This is a genomic window from Wohlfahrtiimonas populi, from assembly GCF_002006795.1.
GTDB classification, from domain to species: domain Bacteria; phylum Pseudomonadota; class Gammaproteobacteria; order Cardiobacteriales; family Wohlfahrtiimonadaceae; genus Wohlfahrtiimonas; species Wohlfahrtiimonas populi.
Genome location: NZ_MVDN01000003.1, coordinates 236930 through 261474, shown reverse-complemented (window position 1 = coordinate 261474; position 24545 = coordinate 236930). Strand labels below are relative to the sequence as shown.

The window sequence follows — 24545 nt, the reverse complement described above, 5'->3', positions numbered from 1 at the left end:
TATCAATGGAACTATTTTCATCAAATGATGAGTATAATAGAGCCCTTATAAAAAAACATTTTAAAATTATGAAGATAATAAATTTTTTCTTATGTATGAATATTTTATTAGTGCCCACTATGTTAGTGCTAGCAAACGAAAGCCCTAATAATAAGTGTGAGCTAATTTATAAGAACTTTAGTCAGGATGACTCAAATGTTTACTATCGTGGGCATAAATTATATTCTGCTGATCCTAAAAATTTTAAAGTGATAGGAGAAAGTCAATACTCTTTAGATAGTAATTCTGTCTATTATGAAATATTTAGAATTGTAGGTGCAGATCCTTTAACTTTTGAATTATTGGATCCAAATGATGATAGATATGCCAAGGATGCCACTAGGGTATATCTAGCAGGAAAGGTTATTGAAGGCGCAAATCCTAAATATTTTAAACATATACAAGGCTCTTTTTATAAAGATGATCGGTATGTATTTTATGTAGGTGAGCAACTAGAAGATTCTGATGCTGAATCTTTTTTTGTACTCGGCTCTGGATTTGGGCAAGATACGAATAATTTGTACCAAATATTTCATGGGATGCATGGTGGCATATCGATACAGAAGATTAATTTACAAAATCAAGGTATAACGAGTGTTAAGGATTTAATTTATTTAGAATATGGATATTTTAAGTATTTAGGGGAATATTATTATTTAGATTATGATTTGTTAATTCATTTAAAACTGCCAAATATACAAACCAAGTATATTGCAGGAAACTATTTTCGTGATGATTCCACTATTTATTATCATGAAAGGAAATCTGGCAATAATAAATATATTTTTACAATAATGGATGCTGATATTGATACATTCCAAAGAGTAGAAATGGATGGCGTTTCACTTTTTAAAGATAGCCAAGGTTGCTATAAAGGAGATGGTCGAGTTAATTGTGATACTGTGACAGAACATAAAGCTAGCTTGTCTGTGTCCAATCGCCAAGCGTCGGGACAACAATATTTAGCTAATTGTGACAATAAATTTTTATGGTATCAAAATCAATTTTATTTTTTATTTGATTCTAAAATATCATTGGATGATAAACATGTTTATTATGATGGAAAAGTTCTTAAGGGTGCTGACCCATTAACATTTGAATATATTGGTGCAAATCATTCTCATAGGACTTATCATGAATATTTTCGTGATAAAAATAATGTGTATTTAAATGATAAAGTAATAAAAAGTATAGATGTTGAAACCTTTGTTTTATTGTCCGATCTTCGAGTAAGAGATCGTTATCAAATATTATTAAGATCGACGCTTGAAAAATTAATAGAAAATTAAAGCACAAAGCCCATTTTCATGGGCTTTTATTTGTTTTGGAGGTTAGGGAAGATTACTTCTCTCCATCGCCCCAGCATTCTGTATTTTTTAAGCCTTTGATGCTGGATGCTTTAAATACAGGATCTTTACCTTCTTTTAATTGCTTGTTGAAGTCATCACTTACAGCAAATGCGATTTTGCTGAGTTTGAAGATGATCACAAGGTTAATGATCGTCATTAAGCCCATGAACACATCCGCTAAATCCCATGCTAATTGCATGTTGATCATCGCGCCAAACATTACCATCGCCAATACAACTAAACGATAAACTAATAGCATGATTTTGTTGCCATTGATGAATTCGATGTTCGTTTCACCATAGTAATAGTTACCAATGATGGAGCTGAATGCGAAGAACATTACGGCAATTGCTACGAAGTATTGCGCCCAGTTACCCAATTGACCTGCCAATGAGTTTTGAGTCAATACAACGCCTGTTGTTTCTGGTGTTACATTTGTATATAAGCCAGATAATAATATGATGAATGCAGTCGCAGAACACACCATGATTGTGTCAAAGAATACGCCCAAGCTTTGTACTAAGCCTTGCTTAGCAGGATGCGTTACGTTTGCAGCCGCAGCAGCATTTGGCACAGAGCCCATGCCAGCTTCATTCGAAAATAGACCGCGACGAACACCTTGCATGATTGCAGCGCCAATGCCACCGCCTACGATTTCATTAAAGCCGAAAGCATTTGTCACGATCAACATGAACATTTCAGGCACTTTAGTGATGTTGGTTGCTAAAACATAGATCGCTAAACCAATGTAGAAAACTGCCATCACAGGGACGATCACTTGCGTGAAGCTGACGATTCTTTTAACACCACCAAAGATGATGATTGCTGTTAATACTACTAACGCAACGCCAACAGCTGTGTAATCAAAGCCAAAAGCAGAAGCAAATGAATGGGCAATTGTATTGGATTGTACAGAGTTGAAGATGAAGCCAAATGTGATTGCTAAAAGCACAGCAAATACAACACCAAGTTTACGTAAGCCTAATGCTTTTTCCATGTAGTAAGCAGGGCCACCGCGGAATGTATCGCCATCTTTAACTTTATAAACCTGTGCCAATGTACTTTCGATGAAAGCAGTCGCCATGCCGATGATGGCAATTAACCACATCCAAAATACTGCACCCGGTCCACCAACTGCGATTGCTAATGCAACACCTGCGATATTACCTGTGCCAACACGGCTTGCAGCACTGATCGTGAATGCTTGGAAAGCTGAAACACCTTGTGAGCCTGGGTTCTTTTCAACCGTCAATTTAAGCATTTGCTTGAATAAGCGGATTTGCACAAAGTTAGTGCGGAATGTGAAATAGAATCCTAATGCCAATAAACCAATGATGAGAATATAGGACCAAATAAAGCTATTAAAAGGTCCTGTTAGCCAATTGATGATGCTCATGAACAATCCTTAAAATATAAAAACTGCATAACTATACAGCAGGTAGCCCATATTTTTTATATATTTCTTTTATGATTTTTACAAATTCCGGCGAAGGAGGTTCAGTTTCAGAGAGCGTATACTTCAAATTCAGTTCTTGCCACTTGGATTCACCTAGGTTATGAAAAGGTAACACTTCTATACGTTCGATGAGTTTTTTGCCATGCAATGCAATGCCATCATCTTGTAATGATTTTACAAATTGCGCATGTTTTTCGACATCTTCTAGATTATCCGTTAACCCTGGCACTAATACATAACGAATCCACATTGGTTTACCCATTTTGACTAAACGGTGAGCAAAGTCTAATGTAGGTTGTAAAGGTTGCGCGGTTAAAGCTTGGTATTTTTCAGGATCAATATGCTTAATATCCAGCATCACAAGATCAATGTTATCAAACCATGCATCATCTAAATGTGCGGCTAAAAAGCCTTGTGTATCGAGTGCAATGTGCAAGTTATAGTCTTGCTTTACACGATAAGCAATTTCACCAATAAAGTTGGCTTGCATTAAAGGTTCGCCACCTGAAAATGTTACACCGCCTGCAAATTTTAAGAAGCGTGCATATTTACCGATTTCAGTGGCAATTTCATCAACAGTTTTGAGCTTACCGTTATGCAATTTCCAAGTATCGGGATTATGGCAATATAAACAGCGGAATTGGCAACCTGCGCTGAACATCACAAAGCGAACACCAGGACCATCCACAGCAGCACCAGTTTCGATGGAGTGAACGAAGCCTGAGAGTTTATTATCTTCATTGATGACAACAGGCGCGATCACGCCAGCTGGTTTTATGACACTGTCGAAATCAAGCTTCTCAAGCTCAGCAAGGGAAATGGTGGGAATAGGGAGTTTCTGCATATCAGTTATAGCTCTAAGAGTTTGTGTTATTGTGAATTTTTAACGACAGTCATAAATGCATACGGTTTAACTTCATTGATTTCATATTCTATCTGTACAGATTGTGCTATGAGGATAGAATAATCTTTTTTCATCCTATTTAATATATATAGAGCATGATGAAGTACAGTTTGTACTTCATTGTGTAATTCTATAAGAAACTTTATTTCAAAATTTCTATATATTGGTACAGGGATTTTATCTTGATATTGTTTTATAAATTCTGAATCTAATTGAAAAAATTCCTTTTTTTGAATAAATAAAGATTCTGGTATATGTAGACTCCAAGTTCTTAAGGTATGAAATCTCCCCAAGATCTCTATCTCATTTTGTGGTAATTCATCCAATGTGATACCAATATTTTTTTGATTTTTGAATAAAATTTTACGAAACTTTTTATATGAAACTGCTTTTTTGCTTTCATCTCCAAGTAAATTGAATAGATATTGAAATATTCTGCAAGTTTTGTCACTCATTTCTTCATATATGTCAGCTTGAATTATTTTGTTATGGTGATTTAATGCAATAAGATCATTAATTTGAGAGTCATATTTCTCGAGCCTGCTAGTTTTTTGCAGTAAATCAGAAATTAATTCAGATAAATAAAAAATATAATCTGTTTTATCAGTAAACTTGAATGTTTTAGTCATATTGTAACTGTAAGATTTTAAAAAGGGCATACCGTAGTATGCCCCATATTTATACTTGGATCAGTATATTATGCTTTCATGTGGAAGGTACGATTAATAACGTCCATTTGTTGCTCTTTTGTTAACTTGATGAAGTTAACCGCATAACCTGATACACGCACTGTCAATTGTGGGTATTTTTCAGGATGATTCATTGCATCTACCAATGTATCACGATCAAATACGTTCACGTTGATGTGGAAGCCATCTGCACCGCAGTAGCCATCTAAACAGTTAGATAAGTTATTCACGCGATCTGCCAATGTATTACCCAAAGCGCCTGGTGTTGCTGATGCAGTCCAGCTGATGCCATCGAGTGCTGCTTCATAAGGGATTTTAGCAACTGAAGCACCCGCTGCCACAAAGCCTGAAGTGTCACGGCCATTCATTGGGTTCGCGCCCGGTGCAAATGGTTCGCCATCACGGCGGCCATCTGGCGTATTACCAGTTTTCTTGCCGTACACAACGTTCGAAGTGATGGTTAATACTGATTGTGTTGGCACTGAATTACGGTAAGTTTTCTGAGCTTTCACTTTATTCATGAAAGATTCAGTTAACATGACGGCAATGTCATCTGCACGTTCATCGTTGTTACCGTAAGCAGGGAATTCACCTTCGATTTCAAAGTCAATTGCGACACCTTCAGCATTACGCACAGGTTTAACTTTTGCATATTTGATTGCAGCCAATGAGTCCGCAGCCACTGATAAACCAGCAATACCACAAGCCATTGTGCGCAGAATATCACGATCATGCAGTGCCATTTCGATGCGTTCATAAGCATAACGATCATGTGAATAGTGGATAGCATTCAATGCTTTCACATAAGTTTCTGCCAACCAATCCATCATTTTGTCGTAAGCTGGCATCACTTTATCGTATGTTAAAACATCGTCAGTGATTGCATCAAAACCATGTGCAACTAATTTGCCTGATTTTTCATCCACACCGCCGTTGATTGCATATAACAATGCTTTTGCTAAGTTAGCGCGAGCACCGAAGAACTGCATTTGCTTACCGATCGCCATTGCAGATACACAGCATGCAATACCGTAATCATCGCCCCATTTTGGCATCATCAAATCATCTGATTCATATTGAATTGCACTTGTTTCAATGGAAACTTTAGAGCAGAAATCTTTGAAGCCTTTAGGTAATTGTGTTGACCATAAAACTGTTAAGTTTGGCTCTGGTGCTGGTCCTAAGTTGTATAAAGTGTGTAAGAAACGGAAGCTGTTTTTAGACACTAATGTACGACCATCTTTGCCCATACCGCCGATTGATTCAGTTACCCAAGTTGGATCGCCTGAGAATAATTGGTTGTAATCTTCAGTACGTAAGAATCGGATGATACGTAATTTGATCACCAAATCATCGATCAATTCTTGTGCTTCTGATTCTGTTAATTTACCTGCTTTCATATCGCGCTCAATGTACACATCCAAGAATGTGGATACACGGCCGAATGACATTGCAGCACCATTTTGTTCTTTAGTTGCTGCTAAGTATGCAAAGTATGTCCATTGGATTGCTTCTTGTGCTGTTTCAGCAGGGCGACCGATGTCAAAGCCATAAGACATCGCCATCATTTTCAATTCGCCCATTGCACGAATTTGTTCAGACATCTCTTCACGTAAACGTAAAGTATCTTCGTTGAATTCCCAGTGATCAGTTTCAGCTTTTTCAGCTTCTTTTGCTTTGATTAAGAAATCCACACCATATAATGCAACACGGCGATAGTCACCAATGATACGACCACGGCCATAAGCATCTGGTAAACCTGTAATAACACCAGAAGAACGGCAAGCACGGATCACTGAGTTATACATATCAAATGTTGCCGCATTGTGATCTTTACGATAATGCGTATAGATATCTTCCAATTCAGGATTGATTGTACGACCAATTTCTTCCAGTGAGTTTGCAACTAAACGGAAGCCACTGTTTGGGAATAAGCCGCGTTTTAAAGGTGCATCTGTTTGCACGCCCACAATTTTTTCTAAATCTTTATTAATGTAGCCTGGGCCAAATGCATCGATGCGAGAACCTACGTTATCTGCAACATCTAAAACACCGCCAGGGCAAGCACGTTCTTTGGCTAATAATGTTGATAATTCTTTCCACAATTGTTCTGTTCTTGCTGTTGGACCTGCTAAGAAAGAGTCATCGCCTTCATACGGTGTATAGTTATTTTGTATAAAGTCACGCACATCAACTTTTTCTTTCCAATCAGTGCCTTTAAAGTCACGCCATGCAAGGTCAAAGTTAGCGATGTTTTGTGTATTATTTGTTTTCATAATAACTCCTAATTAAAGGTATAAATTGTTGTTGTAGGGAAACTTATTAACTTGTTTATATTATAAGCTAGTTTTATCAAAAAAATTTCTATTTTAGTGTTGAAATTACTACATGCACGCAATTTTATTGTGAATTATATTTACTTTACGCAACTTTATTTTTAAGTAATGTTTATTATTGTAAACTTACTGTTTATTGTTATTTTGAAGGAGATAATCTTTCATTATCTCCTTTGTTACTGCATTATTGTTTCAGAAAATTATTAACCTTGCAACATATAAGGGATTGCCCAACGAAGGAAATAAAATCCTGCTAAAAATATAATAAAGTTCGCTAAAAACAAAAGCATAGCAGAAGAGTGACGGCGAACCACTTTCACTAGAATGAATAGTGTTGTGATGAATCCGCTGATTACGACAAATAACCATGTTGTGAGAATCACCATAAAGCCATAATTGAACTCTAGTTCTAATAAATTGCTAGGTAATGTCTCCATATATGAGGATGACAATAATGTGAATGCACTGAAGATAAAGGATAAAGCACCAATGCCTAAAGCGATTCTTCTAAATTCTGGATACTCTGAATAGAGTGAATAACATAAAAGAATTGTGATCACAGGAATGAATGAGATTGGAAACAACAGCGATGGGCGAGAGATCACAAAGCTGACAATTACCAAAAATAGCCAACCAATGGCGGTTAAAAAGATATTAGGGCGTGATTTTACTTCACTCATTTTTCTTCCTTTATGACATTAAAATGTATTGTGATGTGAATACCCCAATTATACCATTAAAGCTTATGAAAGAATGCTTTTGAAACATACTTTAACAGTATATAATGCGCCTTTTTAGCTCAGTCAAAATTTATGTCATCATCTCAAACTAACATCGTGGCAGAGAAGTCGCTTTTTTCAATTAGCTGGCCGATCTTCATTGATATTTTCTTACATCTTGTCACGTTGTTGATCAATACTTGGATGATCAGCCATGTTTCAATGCAAATGGTGGCTGCAACGGCTGCAAGTAATCAGTTTTTTGAAACGAGTGTTGCGATTCTTAACTTCATCGGTGTGGGTTGTAGTATTGTGGTGGCGCAATATTTGGGTGCTGGCAATCGAGAAGTCACGCGTAAAGCGATTCACTTATCCATTACATTAAACTTATTATTAGGATTTGTGACGTTTTTAGCCATTTGGTTCTTTGGTCGTCCTTTATTAGAAGTGATGAATACGCCAGTCACCATTTTGGATATGGCTTATGATTATTTCCATATCATTGGTATCTGTTTAATCTTTGAAGCTGTGGCGATTATTTTAGCGTCATGTTTGCGTGTTTATGGCTATTCGAAAGCGCCAATGTATGTTTCATTGATCATGAACATTGTCACGGTTGTGGGTAATATATTTGTGTTGCATGGCTTATTTGGCTTCCCACAAATGGGATTGCATGGCGTTGCATTATCAACATTATTGGGCAGAATGATCGGCGTTGCTTTGCTGTTTTATCTATTGTTTTATGGCATTAAAGTTAAATTGGAATGGCGCATGTTCTTCCAATTCCATAAAAATATATTGAAGCAAATTCTAAAAATTGGCTTGCCATCAGCAGGTGAAAACTTATCTTGGACAGCACAAATGCTTGTGATGCTCGCGTTCGTGGGCAAAATGGGTGAAGATGCATTGGCTGCACACAATATCTATTTGCAATTATCTTATATGTTGATGCTATTTGCTTTAGCAATTGGTATTGGTAATGAAATTTTAGTCGGGCATTTAGTGGGCGCATCGAGATTCGATGATGCCTATAAGCGAACCTTTAAAAGCTTAAGAACAGGCATGCTTGTGACATTTGCTGTGGTGGTTGTGTTTTATTTTGCTCGCCATTTGATTGTGGAACGTTTTACAGTTGATCCTATTATCACGAATTTATTGTTACCACTTTTTGGTTTGTCCATTTTATTGGAAGTGGGGCGTACGCAAAATATTGTGATGGTGAATGCACTTCGTGCAACAGGCGATGCAAAGTTCCCATTTTATGCAGCATTAGTTTTCATGTGGGGTTTGGCAATTCCTGTGGGCTATTTCTTCGGCTTCGTATTAGAAATGGGATTGATCGGTATTTGGATCGGTTTCTTATGTGATGAATGGGTGCGCGGCTTAGTGAATGCTTGGCGTTGGAAATCACGTAAATGGGAAGCAAAGCGTTTAAATATAGAACACACACATTAATTATTAATCATAAAACTATCCCGCCTATTTGGCGGGATGTTTGTATTGGATATTGATATATTAATGCAGAGGTTTACCAAACATCGATTGATAGCCATGCAGAATAAAATAAACCACGATGCAAAATATTATCGCTACAGCGCTATAGCCATAAAGCTGAGAGTAACTAATATAATCGAGTGATTTACCTAAGAAGAATGGCCCAAAGCCTAAACCTGCTTCTAAAAAGATAAAGAATGTGGAAGTGGCTAAGCCCATTCTTTCTAAGGGGACATTTTTCAAAGCAATGGTTTGGCAAATGGATTGAATATTTCCAAAGCCTAAGCCCATAAAAAATGCGCTCAGTAATAACATAAATGAGCTGTGTGCTTGGCTCAATAAATACAATGCCAAGGTCATGAAAATAAATGCAGGCAAGATGACAATATTTTCACCTTTACGATCCATTAAAGGGCCTGTAAATGGGCGTGAAAGCAATATGGCAACTGCAAATGTTAAAAAGAAAAATGAAGCCGCAGGCAATAGATTGATCTCCTTAGCATAGAAATTGATGAACGATAAAACTGATGAATAACAGATCGCAACTAACAACATGACTAGAGAAATGGGTAATGCACTTTTTTCGATAAACTCTGAGATCCATGAGTTTTTAGGTGCTTCTTTATGTGCTTGTACATCTGAATTTTGAGCAGGTAACTCAGGTATTTTTAGGACAAAAGTTGTGATTAAACAGCAAAAAGTAATGGCACTTGAAATCATGAAAATAGATTGATATTGAATATGTTCCATCAACCAAATGGCGAGAAATGGGCCAATGGCTGTGCCTAATGTTGCGCTCATGCTGTAGTAGCCAATGCCTTCACCGCGTCTTGTGAGTGGAATGATCTGAGCGATGATTGTACCCAATACTGTCGCTGCAATGCCGAGCATAAAGCCGTGAGTGAATCTCACAAGAGAAAGAAATACAACATCTACATTCAAAAAATATAAGCCTGAGCTTAATAAGAAACCTGTCAGGCCAATCAATAATGTTGTTTTTCGCCCTAATTTTTTCAGTAATCGGCTCACAATCAATCGGCCAATTAAAATACCAACGATGAATATGCCAGAAACTAAGCCTGCTTGTGCTGTGCTTGCACCCAATTTTTCAGTAGAGTAGCTCACGATCACAATGATGAGTAGATAGAAAATTAATACGATTTGGAAATTGATTGCGCTGATTAAGATAAAGTTTTGTGTCCATAAGGGTTGTTTCTCAGTATTCATTTTTGTTCCATTTTTCTTTGTTGCAAGGTAGCTATTAATTGGGTTAATAGATGTTGTGTTTGTTCCGTGTCTGATTCAGCAAAAGCTGAGAGTAAATTTTCTTCTAACGCATCAATTTGGTTGGCACATATTTGATAGAGCTTGTGACCTTCATTGGATAAACAGAATAATTTCTGGCGTTTATCAATGCTGGGTAAAGGTTGAATCAGCTGGAGTTTCTCAAGTGCTTGCATGCGCTTTGTGATGGATGGCTTGGAAACATTGAGCTCTTCTGCGATCTCGATTGAAGTGCACTCTTTTTTTTGATGAATGGCATATAAGGCTTGCCATAATGAGAAATTTAGCTGATAAGGTTCTAGTAGTGTATTGATTTCATCGCTGAATAATCGTGCTGAGCGAATCAAAGCAATACGGAAATTTGGCAGTTGTGACATAATGGTTAGCTTGGTTAACTAAATTGGGGAAATCAGTATATACCCAAACTTATTCTTTTGACAAAATTTTTAGAGATCAATGAATGTATTCAGAATTGCTGAAGTATTCCAAAACATATGGACCATTGCAGGGCGATTTTTATGATTGGCATAAAGGTCGATCCAAATATGCTGTGTGGGTGCTTGAGTTGGATGATGATCTATTTCTACAGCGCTACCGAGAAGCACAGCACCATTTATCACCTTATTTGATTTCAACTTATGTGCGTAAACCGCACATTACATTGGCGCCTTGTGGGTTTTTGTCATCTGAAAAGCAATATTGTGATGACTATTGCTTGGATGCGATTGAGAAAGATATCGAACAGATTTTATCATTGAAATTGAATACGATAGAAGCTGCCATTCGCAATATTTTAATCAGTTATGCCATTGCGCCAGGTTTTGAAGTATTGGACATTCAGGGGAATTTAACGCAATTAAATGATCAATTGAGCAAGCGAGATCACTTTGAAGAGAATTATGATTATTTTCCACATGTGACAGTGGGTTTATACAACGATGAATGGCCAACAGATTTGATTTTGCGAGAGTTAAAGCAATTTGAAGTTCAAAAGGATGTTTTGCTACGTTTTAATGCAATAAAGCTCGTTTCTTATGCGCCAACGGTTTCAGGTGGGCAATTGAAGGACGAGCTTATGATTAATTTATTGGATCAATCTGTGATTAAATATCCAGAGTCGCTTTGATCTTTGGTAATACAGATGCCCAATCAATCGGGCTTTTGATCATTTCTTCTTGTAGCTTGATCACTGGAATAAACCAGCCCAATTGTTCTACAAGATTATTGTCGTGTGCGATGTCAATAAACTCATAAGGAATATGATTTTCTTTGAGAATATCCATGGCTTCTTCACATAAGTGACAATCGCTGGTGCCATACAGCAAAATTGGTGAAGTGGTTGTATTGTCTAACATTTTTTATGACCTCACATTTAAAACTTCGCCTTGATCGCCTATGATCAAGGCTTTTAGCGCTTTAGTACAATACCATAAAAAAAGAAGAGCGCTACAGCTAATCTTAAGGTTTTAAATAAGCTTCCACCAATTTCACCCAATAGGATGCAACAACAGGCAATATCTCATCATTAAAATCATAATGTGCATTGTGTAGAGAACAGCCTTGAGCACCATCTAAACCATTGCCCACGAAGACGTAGCAGCCAGGAACTTTTTGTAGCATAAAGGCAAAATCTTCACTGGCTGTGATAGGTTTAAAATCATTGATGATGTAATCATCACCCAAAAATTCACGACCAACTTTTTCAGCAAAAGCGGTTTCTTTCTCTGAATTAGTGAGTAATGGATAATCGCGAATGTATTCAGCCTTAGCTGTAGCACCATAACTTTTGGCTTGATATTCAACAGTATCTTTGATGCGTTGTTCCACAATATCTTGAACATCAGGATTTAGATTACGCACAGTTAATTCCATGTGAGCTTCATTGGGAATGATATTGCTCGCTGAGCCTGCATGAATTGTGCCTGCTGTGATGATGGTTGTTTCTAAGGGATTCACATTGCGTGCAACAATTGTTTGTAGTGCCATAATGATAGAAGATGCTACAACGACAGGATCTACACTTAAATGTGGCATTGCACCATGCCCGCCTTTGCCTTCAATTGTGATTTTAACAGTATCTGCTGAAGCCATGCTTGGGCCAGCATGGAAACCAAAATGGCCTGCTTCAAAACCTGGCCAGTTATGAAAGCCAAAGATTGCATCACACGGGAATTTTTCAAATAATCCTTCTTGCACCATCTTTTCAGCGCCTGCATAACCTTCTTCCGCAGGTTGGAAAATGACATTAATTGTGCCTTTAAAAAGATCTCTATTTGCTGCTAAATAGCGTGCGGCTGTTAGTAATGTTGCTGTATGGCCATCATGACCACATGCGTGCATTTTGCCGTGGTTTTGGCTGGCATAGGATAAACTTGTTGCTTCATGAATGGGTAAAGCATCCATATCCGCACGTAGACCAATGCTTGGGCCATCACCATTTTTAAGTTGCCCAACAACGCCAGTTTTCGCAATCCCACGTGTGACTTGATAGCCATATTGTTCTAAAAGGGATGCAACTAAATTGCTTGTTCGTTCTTCTTCAAAGCTTAATTCAGGGTTGCTATGGATCTGGTGGCGAATGGCAATCATTTCATCTTTGAGTGCAGCAATGCCCAATAATACATTGTGTTGAAGCATGATTTCTCCTAGGGTGAATCGTGATAGATGATGCATTTGAATCTAGCATGCTCATGGCAGGTTTTCAAATGAAACATGGTTTACATATATGATTAAAAATAAAAAGCCAAGATTTATGATCTTGGCTTTAAGATTGGCTAGCTTTTTAGTACCCTTCATTTCGAGAAGGATGCTATTAAGTTTTAGGTAAATTACAGTTTATCTTGTAAGTCATACAATAGGTTTAAAGCATCTCTTGGCGTTAAGTTGTTAATGTTGACTGATTTTAAATGCTCAACCACAGGGTGAATGGATTCTGTGAACAGTGATAACTGTGTTTGCACTTGTGGCTCTGCTTTTGCATGTTGTGTTGTGGCTGCTGCAAATGAATGTTCCAGTTCATGCAATTTACCTTTTGCCATTTCAATGACTTTAGGTGGGATGCCAGCGAGTGCTGCCACTTGTAAGCCATAGCTTTTGGAAGCTGCGCCTTTTTTCACAGCATGCATAAAGATGATTTGATCTTTGTGTTCTACAGCATCCAAATGCAAGTTCACAATTTCAGGATAGAGGTTTTCAAGCTCTGTCATTTCAAAGTAATGGGTTGCAAAAATTGTGAGTGCTTTCAATTGCGTTGTGAGATAAACAGCAGCACTCCAAGCCAAAGATAGACCATCCAATGTGGATGTACCGCGCCCAACTTCATCCATCAATACTAAGCTTTTAGCTGTTGCATAATGGAGGATTGTCGCAGTTTCTAACATTTCCACCATGAATGTGGATTGTCCAGATGATAGATCATCTTGTGCACCAATTCGTGTGAAAATACGATCCACAGGGCCCAAAATTGCAGCATCCGCAGGTACAAAAGAGCCAATATAAGCGAGCAGGGTGATCAATGCTGTTTGGCGCATATAAGTGGATTTACCGCCCATATTTGGCCCAGTCACAATTTGCATGCGTTGGCTAGGTGTTAATGATGTACTATTCGCAATGAATGGATGTGAAATTGTAGATTCTACAATAGGGTGACGACCGTTGGTGATTTCAATGCCAATGTTATTGCTGAATTGTGGGCGATGCCAATTCAAAGAGTTTTTGAGTGTGCAGAAGTTAGTGAAAATATCCACGTGAGCAATGGCATCGCTTAATAAGCGAAGTGCTGTGACATGTGGAATCAGTTGATCTAACAATTGATCCCATAGCTGTTTTTCCAGTGATAAAGCATTCTCTTTTGCATGGAGAATTTTGTTTTCGAACTGTTTTAAATCAGGTGTGATATAGCGCTCAACGCCTTTCAAGGTTTGGCGACGCACATATTCAGTGGGCATTTGATCTGCAAATTGTGTTGGTACTTCAATATAGTAACCATGCACGCGGTTATAACCCACTTTTAATTGGTTAATGCCTGTGAGTTTCTTTTGATCTTCTTCCAATTGTAGAAGGAAGTTTTTACCTTCGTGATTGAGTGCGAGTAAATCATCTAATTCTGTATTATAGCCTTTACGAATCACGCCACCATCACGAATCAACACAGGTGGTTCATCCACAATTGCGCGCTCAAGCAAATCAACCAATTCAGGATGTGCCACTAAATCCTGTAACCAATCAGGGTTAATCACTTGGATTTTATCTGATTGATGAATAATATTTGCAAGTTCAGGTATTTGTTTTAAGCTCTCTTTCAATTGAATCATATCGCGTGGGCGTGCTGATTTGAGTGAAATTCTTGTGGTTAAACGCTCAATATCAGAAATTTGCTTCAATAATGGCTTTAAAGTAGTGACATAATGTTCTACGCTTTCCGTTAGATCTAAACGTTGATTCAAAATGTGTTGATCACGCAGTGGGCGATTGAGCCAACGTGATAACAAGCGTGAACCCATTGGTGTTTGGCAATGGTCAATTAAGCTTCTTAAAGTATGATCGCTGCCACCACTTAATGTGCGCTCAATTTCTAGATTTTTTCGGGTTGTTGTATCTAAAATCAAAGCATCATCAATGTGTTCAATGTGCAAGGTGGTGATGTGTTCTAATTCACTTTTTTGTGTTTCTTTGGCATAAGTGAGCAATGCACCTGCTGCCATAATTGGCAACGCATCATTCGTTAAACCAACGCCTTGTAATGAGTTTAATTTAAAATGGCTCAATAATTTTTCTGCATTGCGGGCTAAATCAAAATGCCAATCTGGATATTTTTGCACGATCGTCATTCTTGAAATAGATTCAGGAATGGATAGTTCTTCAGGCGCAATGAGTTCAGAAGGTTGTAAGCGGATTAATTCTGATAAAAGTTCTGATTCTGATAAAGGATCAGTCAACATAAAGCGCGCACTGGATAAATCTAACCATGACAATAGCCATTTCTCATCAGCAAAAGCAATGGCTGCCACTTGGTTGTCTTTTTTCGTATCGAGTAAATATTCATCGGTCAATGTACCTGGCGTTAATACGCGCACAACTTCACGATTCACAGGACCTTTTGCAGGTGTTTCTCCCACTTGTTCGCAAATGGCAACAGAAACACCTGCACGCACAAGCTTTGCTAAATAGCTTTCAGCTGCATGATGTGGAATCCCTGCCATTGGAATGGGTTCGCCTGCGGATTGTCCGCGAGCAGTCAATGTAATATCAAGAAGTTTCGCAGCTCGTTTCGCATCATCAAAAAATAGTTCATAAAAATCCCCCATGCGATAGAACAATAGCATGTTTGGGTAAGATGATTTGATGCTTAAATACTGTTGCATCATTGGCGTATGAGTTGTTGGATTCTCTGGTTTTTTCATTGAATGTGCTCTAAAAATATTTTAATGCGTGAAACTTCACTGAAATTTATGATTCAAAGTGAATAAGTTTGCTAATGGTAGCATTTTACGGACTAAATGGCTGTCGTATTTATAGTATTAAGAGTGATGTTGGATGATAAACATATCTCAAATTTAGGTATTTATCATTTGACAGCGTAGCCTATTGAGAATTTAGCATGATTTTAATTAAAAAATCGGCATAAAAATGTGAATTATTGTAAAAACGTTTGCATCGAAAAAGAAAGTGTTGCACATTATACGCTTCATTTGTCATTATAGAGGAAATATATGGAAGTTCTGCTGGACCCGTCGATATGGGTTTCGCTTATAATCTTAATCGTTTTAGAAATCGTTTTAGGTATTGATAACTTAATTTTCATCGCGATTCTCTCTAATAAACTTCCACCTCGTCAAAGAAACCACGCAAGAATAACAGGCTTAAGCTTGGCTTTAATCATGCGTATTGGTTTATTGTCCGTTATGACGTGGATGATCACGCTGACAAACCCTATATTTACTGATCCCATCTTTCAGCACTCTTTCTCTGTGCGAGATTTGATCATGATCTTTGGTGGCTTTTTCTTATTGCAAAAAGCGACAAAAGAATTGCACGAACGCATTGAAGGCGGTGTCATTGTTGAAGGTAAATCGAAGGGCTATGCTAAATTCTGGCCAATCGTTTTACAGATCATTGTATTGGATGCAGTTTTCTCCTTCGATGCTGTTATCACGGCAACAAGTATTGCAAAACATTTATGGGTGATGATCACAGCTGTCACAATCTCAATGGGATTGATGCTCTTTGCTGCGCGCCCATTAACTGAATTTGTGAATCGTCATCCAACAATTGTTGTTCTATGTTTAAGCTTCCTATTGATGATCGGTTTAAGTTTGATCATGGAAGGCTTTGGTGTAGAAGTACCAAAAGGCTATATCTATGCTGCAATCGGTTTTTCTGTATTCATTGAGCTTATTAATCAGCTCATTAATCGAAACCTGTTAAAACAAGAAAGTAAATATTCTCGTCGTGAACGTGCGGCTAACTTAGTTTTAAAAATGTTGGGCACAAACGATAAATCTGAAGAGCATGAAGAGGAAGAAGCGGAAGATAATCCGATTGACTCTGAATTAGAAGAGCTCTTTGGTAAAGATGAACGTAATATGGTGAGCGGTGTCTTAACATTGGGTGATCGTGTGATTCGCTCAATCATGACACCACGAAATGATATCTCTTGGATCAATATTCATGCGTCTAAAGAAGAAATCTTGGCGCAAGTGAAAGAGATTCCTCATAACTATTTCCCTGTGTGTGATGGTAGCTTAGATGAAGTGATAGGTGTTGCGCGTGCAAAAGACATCATTTCAGACTTGATGACAACAGGCGAATTGGATCGTGAAAAAACCATTAGACCAGCCATTTACTCACATCGTTCCACCACTGTATTGAAAATGATGGATATTTTCCGTCATACAAATGCACACATGGTCATTGTGACAGATGATTTTGGTTCGATTCATGGTGTGATTACCTTACTCGATATCATCGAAGCCATTGCCGGTGAATTCCCTGATGAAGATGAAAAAGCATCCATTGAGGAAGTTGGGGAAAATGAATGGATCGTTGCAGGCTCATGTGATCTTCACTTAGTAGAACAAACTTTGGGCGTTCGCGGTTTAGTGGATGAAGAAGATGATTACAGCTCATTGGGCGGATTATTGGTGGATATTTTTGATAAAGTACCATCAGTGGGTGATTCATTGGAACTCAAAGGTTATCAGTTCACAACAAGGGAAGTGGACGATCGTCGAATATTAAGTGTGCATGTGACTAAACCGAAAATGGAAATGATGTAGTATACTTACCTTTTTACAAGTGCAACTTCAGGGTGAGATCATGCAAAATGATGCAAACATGTTACAACGTTTTCTATTTGATAACCTTCCAATTCGCGGTGAGCGCATCAAATTAACTACTTCATGGCAAGAAGTCTTAGAAAGACGTGAATATCCTGAAGTTGTTCAGAAATATTTAGGTGAGTTAGTTGCGACAGCGGCATTGTTGAGTGCAACCATCAAAATCGAAGGCAAAATGACGCTTCAAATCGAAGCAACAGGTGCTTTAAATATGTTGGTTGTACAAATCACACATGATGGCGGATTCCGTGCAACTGCAACTTATCAAGATGATTTGCCAGAAAATTCAACTTTCAAAGAGTTGACAGAAGGCGGTCGCGTTGTGATCACAATCGAAAATGCTCATTCAATTGAAAGTAGCTACCAAGGCGTGATTCCATTGATCGATGATTCTATCAGTGCAGCGATCGAGCGTTACTTTGAAACATCAGAGCAATTACGCACATCATTATTCTTACGCAATACAGAATCTACATTGGGCGGTTTATTGCTTCAGCGTATTCCTGGTGAAATGGAAGATGAAGATGCTTACAATCGTGTCTGCCATTTAGCAGATACTGTGACAGTAGAAGAATTGAATGAATTGGATACACAAACATTGCTGTATCGCTTGTATTCAGAAGATGATATTCGTTTATTTGAAGAGGAATCTTTGCATTTCCATTGCCAATGTTCACGTGATCGTTCTATTGGTATGTTGAAGCAATTGTCAGTGGATGAATTGAAAGAGATCGTTGCTGAAGAAGGCAAAGTCAGCGTGACATGCGAATTTTGTGGAAAATCATATGATTTTGCAGAAAACGATTTGAAAGAGATCGAGCATGCCTAAGTTTAAAGAGAAAGAAAGAATCTCTATTGCGATTACTGGCGCTTCTGGCGTCCAGTATAGCTTGCGTTTAATCGAAGTATTATTATCTTACGGATATCCTTTGAATATTGTCATCAGTAAAGCTGCATTGCTAGTTTTTGCGATGGAAATGGATATTCAATTGGGCAATCAGCCACAAGTTCAAAAAGAACGTTTATTATCATTGGTGAAATGTGATGATCCATCTTTAGTGGAAGTTTATGGCATTGAAGATTGGAGTGCACCAATGGCATCAGGATCAAATGTTTCTAAAGCAATGGTGATTGTACCTGCCACAACAGGCACATTGAGTGCAGTTGCAACAGGGCAATCCAATAATTTAATTGAACGTGCTGCTGATGTGATGATGAAAGAGCGTAAGTCATTGGTGATTGTCTTACGTGAAACACCTTTCAACGCCATCCATTTAAAAAATATGTTAACGTTGACCGAAGCGGGTGCGATTGTGATGCCTGCCAATCCTGGTTTTTATCATATGCCAAAAACTGTGGAAGATATCATTGACTTCATGGTTGCTAGAATTCTAGATCAATTGAATATCGAGCATGATCTCATGAATAAATGGGGCGATTCAAAATAAGCAAATTGTAAGGATAAACAGTGGAACAATCGAAATACCAGGCACTTTTTTACGGTGAATTGAAAGCAGGGCATTCACAAGAAATGGCGATGAGAGCATTGGCGGGCGCTTATCAAAAAGATGATAATTTTTTTGAGTCGTGGTTTTCTAATGATAAAACAGTTGTTAAAAGAGAAGCAACATTAGAAGAAGCAGAATACATCCGCGATTATTTGGGTGATTTGGGCTTAGTGATTCAGATTGAGCCATTGAATCAAGATGGTCAAACCATTCGTGATGTTGAAAAAGAGACTGAGCAATTATTAGAAGATGCATTTCAGCAAATTCAGCAAACATTGAAAGATGTTCAAGAAGGTACAGAAGCACCGAAAAAGATTGTGCTGCATGTTCAGCCTGCGCCTATGGCAAAACGTGTGATGGCATATTTGTTGGATTTGATCATCTGTATGATTATTGCGAACTTATTATTGGAATTGGTATTAGCGCCTTTAGGTTTATTCAATACAGTACCCATCCATGAATTATCTTTGGCAGTGAATGCTGCTACAACGCAAGAAGATATTAAAAATATTGTGGATACCTACATGGGCAATGAAGAGTTTGCAAACTTGATCATGCAAATGATGTTCTTTGTATTTGCTGTGCAGGTTTTATACTTTGGTTTGATGGATAGTAAATATAATGCAACTTTAGGCAAAAAACTGTTCCGCATTAAAGTTTATTCTCTGATTTCACCACAAATTTTGGTAAGGCAAGCTGCACTTCGTCAAGTATTCATTATTGTTGCTTTCTTTATTCTGGCAACTTTATTGGGTGGCATTGGTTTGTTGGTTCTTTTGGGGATCTTTATCATGAGTGCTTATGATAAACGAGGATTAAAACAGACATTATTTGATAGATTAACAGCAACAGTTGTGGGCATTGATCAGTCAAAGCAATAAGATTAAATAGTTGAAATGTTATTTTTTTAGTATGATAGAGCTTTGATTATCACCTTTATCAGATATAAAAAACGCGAATAAGGAAATAGGTATGCTCGGATCAATAGGATCTATTATTTTACTCATAATCATTGTGGGCTGTATTGTCTACTGGTTTGTGTTGAAAAAACAAATTGATGAAGAAGATGGCGATAGAATAGAGCCAAGTATTGATAGTAGTTTTTCTGAGTTTAGTCAGAAAGAATTGCCAAAAGATCAAGAAAAAGATGACTTTGATGATTATGAAGAGGAAGTGGTTGCGCCACAATCTGTCAAATCTGAAGAAAAAGTTGCAGCTGTGGCACACAAAGAAGAGATCAGAAAAGAAGAACAAAAACCTGAAACTTATGATCTTTTTGATGAAGAAAATATGTTGCCAGCGGAAGAAGCACCTAAAAAGAGCTTTTTTGCACGCATCAAAGAATCTTTATTGGGTGATAAAGAAGTTTCTCATTCAACGGATGAACATAATCTTGCGCGTCCAGCGCCGATTCGTACAGTGGCTTTAGTTTTAAAAGCGCCAGAAGATCAGCCATATTCAGGCAAAGAAGTCTTAGAAGTTGGTCAGGATTTAAAATTGATGATCGGTGGCGAAGGTTTTTTACAGCAAATCGTGACAACGTATTTGGGTGATGAGCCAATGTACAGTATTGCGCACATGATTCATCCTGGTAGTTTTAATGATCCTGAAATTTTAACCGCAGAAATTCCTGGTTTGCTATTCTTTGCACAAATTCCAGGGCCAGATGCGCATATGAATACAGTGCAATACATGTTAAAAGCAGCTGCTTTCTTTGGTCAAGAATTGGGTGGTACATTGTTGGATGAAAATCAGCGCCCAGTGGATCAAGATTATGTACAAAAATTATTATCAGATGTGAGCGAAATTGAACAGCAAGCTTGGGCTAAGCACCGAGCACATCGCTAATTGAGCCACACCATTAAAGTATAACGAAAAATGTTCTTAAAAATGCTTTTAAGAACATTTTTTATGGATGAAAGATTATTAAATTAGGGAAGAAAAAATGAGTGATTCAGTAAAAGCTCACATTGCAGAATTAGTGGCTGAGATTAATCGCCAAAATTATAACTACCATGTATTGGATCAGATTGAACTTACAGATTCAGAGTTTGATGCACTTTTTCTTGAATTGAGAACCTTAGAGGCTGAACACCCAGAATTGATTTTACCTAATTCGCCCACTCAAAAAGTGGGTGGCATGATTCTAAAAGAATTCAATCAAATTACGCATGAAATGCCAATGTTATCTTTGGATAATGCATTCAATGAAGATGATGTGATGAAGTTTGATGAGCGCATTCGTGAAAAGCTCACATCATCTGAATTGGCAACACTAACTTATTGGGCGGAGCCAAAGTTAGATGGTTTGGCTATCAGTATTTTGTATGAAAATGGTCGTTTAGTTCGTGCTGCAACGCGTGGCGATGGCGTGCAAGGCGAGGATGTGACTGAGAATGTAAAAACCATTCAAAGTATTCCATTGGTGTTAACAGGTAGTTTTCCTGCGCGTTTAGAAGTACGCGGTGAAGCATTTATGCGTAAATCAGTCTTTGAAAAATTGAATCTAGCGCGCCTAAAGAAAAATGAAAAGCCATTTGCCAATCCACGTAATGCAGCAGCAGGCAGTATTCGTCAGTTGGATTCCAAAATTGCGGCAGAGCGCCAATTAAGTTTCTATGCTTATGGGATTGGTATTATTGAAGATAATCCTCAAGAGTTCACAGCGCATTCTGAGGCGTTGATTAGCTTGCAATCATTTGGCTTACCTGTTTGCCCATTGAATCAAAGCGCAAAAAACGTGAAGGATTTGATCGCTTATCAGGAGAAAATTTTAGCTGAACGTGATCAATTGCCTTATGAAATCGATGGTGTTGTGTATAAAGTGGATCAATATGCGCTGCAAGAAAAATTAGGTTTTGTTTCTCGTGCACCACGCTTTGCAATTGCTCATAAATTTTTAGCGATGGAAGCACGCACAACATTATTGGATGTGGATTTTCAAGTGGGTAGAACTGGCTCGATTACACCAGTTGCACGTTTGGAGCCTGTGAATGTTGCAGGTGTGATTGTATCCAATGCGACATTGCACAATGAAGATGAAATTAATCGCTTGCAAGTGATGATTGGTGATGAAGTTATGATTCGCCGTGCAGGTGACGTGATTCCACAAGTGGTGCGCGTGGTGTTAGAAAATCGTGGTGATGATGTTCGACCAATTATTTTTCCAAAAACTTGCCCTGTGTGCGATTCAGTCATTGAACGTGTGGAAGGCGAAGCTGTTGCGCGCTGTACAGGCGGATTCACATGTAAAGCACAGCGTATTGAACGCTTAAAGCATTTTGTATCTCGCAAAGCAATGGACATTGAAGGATTGGGCGAAAAATGGTTAGAGATTTTTGTGAATGAAAATTTAGTCACAGATCCCGCTGATCTTTATGTGTTAAATAAAGCTCAGCTATTGGAATTGCCAAGAATGGGTGAGAAATCCGCTGATAATATTTTGGCAAGCATTGAAGGCAGTAAACAACCTAAATTTAGTGCATTTTTATATTCATTAGGCATTCGTGAGATTGGTGAAGCAACTGCGCGTGTATTGGCGGATCATTATGAATCATTAGAAGCATTGCAAAATGAAACTGCTGAAAACTTCCAAAAAATTGATGATATTGGTCCTGTGATGGCGAATCACTTGGTGGAGTTTTTCCAACATGAATCCAGTCAAAACTTATTACAGCGTTTAACAAGTTTTGTGATGATTCAATATCCTCAGCCAATAGCCAATGCTGGCGATTTACCATTGTCAGGAGAAACTTGGGTGGCAACAGGATCACTCACGCATTTTTCACGTGATGGTATTAAAGATCGCTTGATTGAATTGGGTGCAAAAGTTGCAAGTTCTGTTTCTAAAAATACAACAGTTGTTCTAGCAGGTGAAAAAGCAGGTTCTAAGTTAGCGAAAGCTGAAGAATTAGGCATTACTGTGATGAATGAAGAAGAGTTTTTGGCAAAATTCCCACTGTAATGAATATTGAACCCATTGCGATCATTGAGGGATGCTATCCTGAAAAATTTGGCATTCCTCGCCAAGCAAGGCTTGTGACATCGGCGGAAGCTGAAATTCGCTTGATTCCACCTTATCAATCTAAAGATTTTTTGGATGGCTTAGAAAATTATAGCCACATCTGGTTGATTTTCGGCTTTCATCAAAATGAGTGGCAGGGCGATGCTAAAGTTCGCCCACAGCGTTTGGGTGGTAATCAAAAAATGGGAGTATTGGCAACACGTAGCCCATATCGCCCCAATGGTTTGGGTTTATCTGCTGTAAAGATTGCCTCGATTGATTATGAGAATGCTGTGATTACAGTGGCTGGCCATGATTTAGTGAATGGCACGCCAATTTATGACATTAAGCCATATATTCCATTTACGGATAGTATTGAAGATGCGAAGTCTCTATTTGCCAACGAAGCACCTGGCAAGTATGAAGTGAATATTCATGCATCGGCACAAATGGCATTCAATTTATTGGATGAAAAAGCAAAGGATTTGATTCAATCAGTGATTGCTCAGAATCCTTTGCCATCTTATCATCAAGATTATGATCGCATTTATGGTGTTGCCATTTTGGATTTAAATGTCCGGTTTAAACGCAATCATAATGGTTTTGAAATCTTAGAAATTCATCGGAACTTCTAAAATTAATACTTTTGCAGGATTATTTTGAGTATTCACTGAAAAGTCAGCTAAATCATCAAACATGATCGCATCTTTTGTATTGAGTTTTTCATCACGCACAATTGCATCACCTTCCAAAATAAAGATATATGTACCATTGTTAGCATCATGCTTTTGGTATTGCACAGCTGCATTGGCATCAATGGTTGCCAATGAAAACCATGCATTTTGATGAATCCAAACACTTTCTTCAGCATCACGATCAGGTGATAATAATGTTAAAAAGTTGTTGTGGCTTTTATCAAAATTAATGGTTTTTTGTTGATAGTGTGGCGTGATATTTCTTTCATTTGGGAAAACCCAGATTTGTAAAAAGTTGACATCACGATCTTCATTGGCATTATATTCGCTGTGAATGATGCCTGTGCCTGCGCTCATTACTTGAATGTCGCCATTTTTGATCACTTTTTCATTGCCATTGCTATCTTTATGCGCCAAATCTCCTGATAACGGAATGGAAATGATTTCCATATTATCGTGTGGATGTGAGCCAAATCCACGACCGCCCATCACAACATCATCATTGATGACGCGTAAAGCACCAAAATGAACCCATTCAGGATTGTGATAATTGGCAAAGCTAAAGGAATGATGGCTTTTTAACCAACCATGAGAAGCATAACCACGATCTTCACTGCGCAAGATTTTATAGTTTTTCATAGATTGTTTCCTTTTTGGAATAATTTAAAGATTAAAGCTATTATAATCTATAAAACAGTGGTTTATCGTTTCAATTATGGAACTATGTTTGTC

Annotated in this window: 21 protein-coding genes; 10 read left to right on the top strand and 11 right to left on the bottom strand. The window is 37.9% G+C overall.

Features of this window, described 5'->3' with window-relative positions; all coding sequences use genetic code 11:
* The first annotated feature begins 5 nt into the window (after positions 1–5).
* Entirely contained in the window at positions 6–1328 is a 1323-nt protein-coding gene (locus BZK16_RS05605; protein ID WP_077927917.1) for a DKNYY domain-containing protein, read from the top strand.
* 52 nt (positions 1329–1380) lie between these two features.
* Here BZK16_RS05605 and BZK16_RS05600 read toward each other — a convergent pair whose 3' ends face one another.
* The 5 genes from BZK16_RS05600 to BZK16_RS05580 form a co-directional block, all read right to left on the bottom strand.
* Positions 1381–2784: an alanine/glycine:cation symporter family protein gene (locus tag BZK16_RS05600; protein WP_077927916.1), complete on the bottom strand. Its 1404-nt coding sequence runs from the start codon at positions 2782–2784 to the stop codon at positions 1381–1383.
* A gap of 31 nt (positions 2785–2815) precedes the next feature.
* Positions 2816–3688, bottom strand: a complete 873-nt coding sequence (gene pflA, locus BZK16_RS05595; RefSeq protein WP_077927915.1) for a pyruvate formate-lyase-activating protein — start codon at positions 3686–3688, stop codon at positions 2816–2818.
* Positions 3689–3714: 26 nt separating this feature from the next.
* Positions 3715–4377, bottom strand: coding sequence for a hypothetical protein (locus tag BZK16_RS05590; protein WP_143691139.1), 663 nt, complete (start codon positions 4375–4377; stop codon positions 3715–3717).
* A 68-nt stretch (positions 4378–4445) separates the two neighbouring features.
* A complete protein-coding gene (gene pflB, locus BZK16_RS05585; RefSeq protein WP_077927913.1) occupies positions 4446–6713 on the bottom strand; it encodes a formate C-acetyltransferase in 2268 nt (755 codons plus the stop codon).
* Positions 6714–6976: 263 nt separating this feature from the next.
* A complete protein-coding gene (locus BZK16_RS05580; RefSeq protein ID WP_077927912.1) occupies positions 6977–7453 on the bottom strand; it encodes a hypothetical protein in 477 nt (158 codons plus the stop codon).
* 132 nt (positions 7454–7585) lie between these two features.
* Here BZK16_RS05580 and BZK16_RS05575 point away from each other — a divergent pair, with 132 nt between their 5' ends.
* Positions 7586–8947, top strand: a complete 1362-nt coding sequence (locus BZK16_RS05575; protein WP_077927911.1) for an MATE family efflux transporter — start codon at positions 7586–7588, stop codon at positions 8945–8947.
* A 60-nt stretch (positions 8948–9007) separates the two neighbouring features.
* On the opposite strand, the gene BZK16_RS05570 is transcribed toward BZK16_RS05575, so the two are convergent.
* Complete coding sequence (locus BZK16_RS05570) at positions 9008–10213, bottom strand: MFS transporter (RefSeq protein WP_077927910.1); 1206 nt, start codon at positions 10211–10213, stop codon at positions 9008–9010.
* The gene (locus BZK16_RS05565) at positions 10210–10647 is read right to left on the bottom strand and encodes a MarR family winged helix-turn-helix transcriptional regulator (protein ID WP_077927909.1); all 438 of its coding nucleotides are present in this window, start codon (positions 10645–10647) and stop codon (positions 10210–10212) included. Before BZK16_RS05565 ends, BZK16_RS05570 begins: the two co-directional genes overlap by 4 nt.
* An 83-nt stretch (positions 10648–10730) precedes the next feature.
* On the opposite strand from BZK16_RS05565, the gene BZK16_RS05560 reads away from it, so the two are divergent.
* Entirely contained in the window at positions 10731–11396 is a 666-nt protein-coding gene (locus tag BZK16_RS05560; protein ID WP_077927908.1) for a 2'-5' RNA ligase family protein, read from the top strand.
* Here the strand turns inward: BZK16_RS05560 and BZK16_RS05555 are convergent.
* The 3 genes from BZK16_RS05555 to mutS all read right to left on the bottom strand — a co-directional run bounded on the left by BZK16_RS05555 (position 11374) and on the right by mutS (position 15672).
* On the bottom strand, positions 11374–11625 hold the full coding sequence (locus BZK16_RS05555; protein ID WP_077927907.1) for a glutaredoxin family protein: 252 nt from the start codon (positions 11623–11625) through the stop codon (positions 11374–11376). The genes BZK16_RS05560 and BZK16_RS05555 overlap by 23 nt on opposite strands.
* Positions 11626–11728: 103 nt before the next feature.
* Positions 11729–12907 carry a M20 aminoacylase family protein gene (locus BZK16_RS05550; RefSeq protein WP_077927906.1) on the bottom strand — a complete coding sequence of 393 codons (1179 nt, stop codon included), beginning with the start codon at positions 12905–12907 and terminating at the stop codon, positions 11729–11731.
* 191 nt (positions 12908–13098) lie between these two features.
* The gene (mutS, locus tag BZK16_RS05545) at positions 13099–15672 is read right to left on the bottom strand and encodes a DNA mismatch repair protein MutS (RefSeq protein ID WP_077927905.1); all 2574 of its coding nucleotides are present in this window, start codon (positions 15670–15672) and stop codon (positions 13099–13101) included.
* 309 nt (positions 15673–15981) lie between these two features.
* Here mutS and BZK16_RS05540 point away from each other — a divergent pair, with 309 nt between their 5' ends.
* The 7 genes from BZK16_RS05540 (at position 15982) to tsaA (ending at position 23753) form a co-directional block, all read left to right on the top strand.
* Positions 15982–17547 (top strand): TerC family protein, encoded by a 1566-nt coding sequence (locus BZK16_RS05540; RefSeq protein ID WP_077927904.1) that lies wholly within the window; start codon positions 15982–15984, stop codon positions 17545–17547.
* 40 nt (positions 17548–17587) lie between these two features.
* Positions 17588–18436 carry an Hsp33 family molecular chaperone HslO gene (gene hslO, locus BZK16_RS05535; RefSeq protein ID WP_077927903.1) on the top strand — a complete coding sequence of 283 codons (849 nt, stop codon included), beginning with the start codon at positions 17588–17590 and terminating at the stop codon, positions 18434–18436.
* Entirely contained in the window at positions 18429–19055 is a 627-nt protein-coding gene (locus BZK16_RS05530; RefSeq protein WP_077927902.1) for a UbiX family flavin prenyltransferase, read from the top strand. Before hslO ends, BZK16_RS05530 begins: the two co-directional genes overlap by 8 nt.
* 20 nt (positions 19056–19075) lie before the next feature.
* Positions 19076–19996, top strand: a complete 921-nt coding sequence (locus BZK16_RS05525) for an RDD family protein (protein ID WP_077927901.1) — start codon at positions 19076–19078, stop codon at positions 19994–19996.
* A 91-nt stretch (positions 19997–20087) separates the two neighbouring features.
* Positions 20088–20963 carry a cell division protein ZipA C-terminal FtsZ-binding domain-containing protein gene (locus tag BZK16_RS05520; protein WP_077927900.1) on the top strand — a complete coding sequence of 292 codons (876 nt, stop codon included), beginning with the start codon at positions 20088–20090 and terminating at the stop codon, positions 20961–20963.
* Positions 20964–21060: 97 nt separating this feature from the next.
* Positions 21061–23079 (top strand): NAD-dependent DNA ligase LigA, encoded by a 2019-nt coding sequence (gene ligA, locus BZK16_RS05515; RefSeq protein ID WP_077927899.1) that lies wholly within the window; start codon positions 21061–21063, stop codon positions 23077–23079.
* The gene (tsaA, locus tag BZK16_RS05510; RefSeq protein ID WP_077927898.1) at positions 23079–23753 is read left to right on the top strand and encodes a tRNA (N6-threonylcarbamoyladenosine(37)-N6)-methyltransferase TrmO; all 675 of its coding nucleotides are present in this window, start codon (positions 23079–23081) and stop codon (positions 23751–23753) included. Before ligA ends, tsaA begins: the two co-directional genes overlap by 1 nt.
* Here tsaA and BZK16_RS05505 read toward each other — a convergent pair.
* Positions 23730–24452: a pirin family protein gene (locus BZK16_RS05505; RefSeq protein ID WP_077927897.1), complete on the bottom strand. Its 723-nt coding sequence runs from the start codon at positions 24450–24452 to the stop codon at positions 23730–23732. The genes tsaA and BZK16_RS05505 overlap by 24 nt on opposite strands.
* Positions 24453–24545 lie beyond the last annotated feature (93 nt).